Source organism: Candidatus Neomarinimicrobiota bacterium (assembly GCA_041862535.1).
In the GTDB taxonomy this organism is placed as follows: domain Bacteria; phylum Fidelibacterota; class Marinisomatia; order SCGC-AAA003-L08; family TS1B11.
On record JBGVTM010000347.1, the window covers coordinates 1 to 3,261 of the forward strand.

The 3,261-nt window shown below is 59.7% G+C and carries 2 protein-coding genes; both read left to right on the forward strand.

All coding sequences use genetic code 11. The features are described from left to right. The coding region (locus ACETWG_12495) for a M16 family metallopeptidase (GenBank protein ID MFB0517407.1) at positions 1–2,033 on the forward strand (2,033 nt) is incomplete at its 5' end. A 761-nt stretch (positions 2,034–2,794) separates the two neighbouring features. Then, a partial coding sequence (locus ACETWG_12500; GenBank protein ID MFB0517408.1) for an alpha/beta hydrolase occupies positions 2,795–3,261 on the forward strand: 467 nt, incomplete at its 3' end.

Sequence of the window (3,261 nt, forward strand, 5' to 3'; positions counted from 1 at the left end):
GCGCCTTCCACGAAGACAACTTCGCCAAGTCCCCCGAACTTAACATGGTCTTCCCCACCGTTCAGGAAGGACATAAGGACGCCTATGCCCTGGATATCCTGGCCGACCTCTTGACGGATGGTAAGAAGGCCCCGCTTTACAAGGTGATTGTGGAAGAGAAAAAACTGGCCCCGAGCATCTCGGGCTACCAGGAAAGCATGGAGATTACCGGCGCCTTCCACTTCCGCATCCGGACCTTCCCCGATATCAGCCTGACGGACGTGGAAAAAGCCATCCAGGAAGCCTTCGAGCGCTTCGAAACCGAAGGCTTCACCGACCGTGACCTGGCCCGGATCAAGGCCCAGACCGAGACCGTCTTCTACAACAGTATTGCCAGCATCCTGGGCAAAGCCTTCCAACTGGCCCGTTATAACGAATACTTCGGCTCCCCCGACTTCCTTGTGGAGTATATCCAGAACTACCTGGCTGTCACTAAAGAAGACGTCATGCGGGTGTACAACACTTATCTCAAGGGCAAGCCTTACGTGCTCACCAGCTTCGTGCCCAAGGGACAGGCGGAACTGGTTGCCGGCGGCTCGGAGCGCTTCCCGGTTGTCGAAGACGTTATTATGGCTGAAGCCCCCGCCGAGAAGCCCGCAGCCACCCCGGCTGCCGAGGCGATGATTGAGAAAACCCCCTCCAGCATAGACCGCGCCGTCAAGCCCCCCTTCGGGCCCCAGCCCCTGCTCTCCCTGCCCACCGTCTGGCGGCACGAACTGAACAACGGCATCCGCATTTTCGGCATCCAGCACGACGAGCTGCCGCTGGTGCAGTTTTCGCTGGTGCTCAAGGGCGGCCAGCTGCTTGATCTGCCGGATAAAGTCGGCGTGGCAAACATGATAACCGACATCATGATGGAAGGGACCCAGACCAAGACCCCCCTCGAGCTGGAAGAAGCCATTGACGAACTGGGCTCCAGAGTTGACATGTACACCGGCCGGGAGTCCATCACCGTCCGCGCCAACACCCTGACGCGGAACTTCGAGAGAACCTACGCCCTGGTGGAGGAAATCCTCCTGGAGCCCCGCTGGGACGCGAAGGAGTACGCCCGCATCAAGGACCAGACGCTGGAAGACATCCATCGCGCCGGAGCTGACCCCCAATCCATCGCCACCAACACCTTCAACCGGCTGGTCTATGGTGAAGACCATATCCTGGGCCACCCCCTCATCGGGCACACCGAAACCGTGGAAGCCATCACCATCGAAGACCTGAAGGCCTACTACCAGGCCAATTTCTCACCCGCGCTGGTCCACATCGTGGTCGTGGGCAACGTAACCAGAGACCAGGCGCTGGCGACCTTCCAGTCCCTGGAGGAGAAATGGCCGCTGAAGGAGGTAATTTTCCCCGAGCAGCCCGAGCCGCCGGCCATCAAAAAGAGCACGGTATACTTCGTGGACGTCCCCGGCGCCAAGCAGTCGCAGCTGCGCGTCGGCTATCTGGGCCTGCCCTACACCGATCCCGATTACTACCCCGCCGAGGTGATGAACTACAAGCTGGGTGGCGCCTTCAACGCCCGGCTCAACATGATCCTCCGAGAGGAGAAGGGCTACACCTATGGGGCACGGTCAGGTTTCGCCGGTGGCCACTATCCCGGCACCTTCGCCGCCTCGACCTCCGTTCATACCGCTGCCACCCTGGAGTCCATGACCATCATCCGGGACGAGATGGCCAAATACACCCAGGGCATCCCCCCGGAGGACCTCCAGTTCACCAAGGACGCTCTGATCAAGTCCAACGCCCGGAGCTTCGAGACCCTGGGCGCCCTCATGGGCATGCTGGACGACATGGCCCGCTACGGCCTCCCGGACGACTATATCAAGGACCGGGAGCAGGTCGTCCAGGAGCTGACCCTGGAGCGCCACCGGCAGCTGGCCCGGCAGTACCTCCCCGCCGACCGCATGGTCTACCTGGTGGTGGGCGACGCCAAAACCCAGCTGGAACCACTCAAGGATCTCGGCTTTGGCAAACCAAATCTGATCGAACAAGAATAATGAGCTGAACCCCCAACGGGAGGGTAGCAGACTCCTCTGCCCACCATCACTGACCGAACCGCCCTGGTGAGCAACCCGTTCGCCGGGGCGGTTCTCCTCATACCTGATCCCGACGCCAGCAAACGGGCCTATTCCCATGTTAGCCCCGCCTGCGGCGCGATTCAGCAGCGGACTCCTCCCGCTATGCTTCCTCGATAATATTCCCTACCTGTGTAATGAAGTGCAGCTTCTTGAGATTTTCCGTGATAAGCTTGATATTTTACAGCGTGTTAAGTAATTTGTACTGGAAGCCTTTTCTCGAAGACTCCCACGCTAATTGATAGACCGAGTGGCAAGACTAGTGGATGGTTACATAGAACCAGGGCACCATGAAGTTCAATGAAACGGTCAGGAGTTCCCCTCCGGCATCTACATTGCCCGGCTACGCCGTGCTACGCCGGAGTACAGCAAGTCCATCAAGATGCTGCTATTAAAATAAGCGTTAGCTTAGTCCCATCATAAATCCCGCCATCAGTCCCGCTGAAAGCGGGGCCAAAAGTCCTGCTAGCAGTAGGGCCAACGGCGGGACAGAAAGCGGGAGTGCTGCTGAAGTAGGGGGCACGCCCGGCTATTAGCTTCCGGGATTATAGCTTGAGGCCCCATGAGGAATTTCTCCGTAGCGTCAGCCGTTCGGCTTCACCGACGCCGGCGCCTGATAAATCTCAGCAGCAGCTCCGGACCCTGCTGTGGTACGGACTGCTCACCCGAGAGAAGGAAAAAACATGAGTGTTCTTGACTATATCGGCATTGTCATCGGTGCCACCGTTGGGGTGCTCTTCGTCTTTCTATCTGTCGTGACCTTTTCCCCTGGATTCAAGGTGCCCAGGCAGCCCATCAAGAAGGCGCCGAGGCAGGCCCCTCATCTGGACGCGCCCCCACCCGCGACGCGCAAAGACGTGCGTTTTGAGGTCAACGGAACATCCATCAGCGCCTGGCTCTATCTGCCCGAGGATGTCACGGCCCCGGTCCCCGGCATCGTTATGGCACACGGCCTCGGAGGCACCAAGGATTTCCTGCTGGAGCCCTACGCAATTCGATACACCGAAGCCGGCTACGCGGTGCTCACCTTCGACTACCGGTTCTTCGGCGCGAGCGGGGGCGAGCCGCGGCAGCTGCTCTCGATCCCGCACCAGCTGGAGGACCTGGCGGCCGCCGTCGCCTACGCTCGCAGCCTGGAGGAGGTCGATCC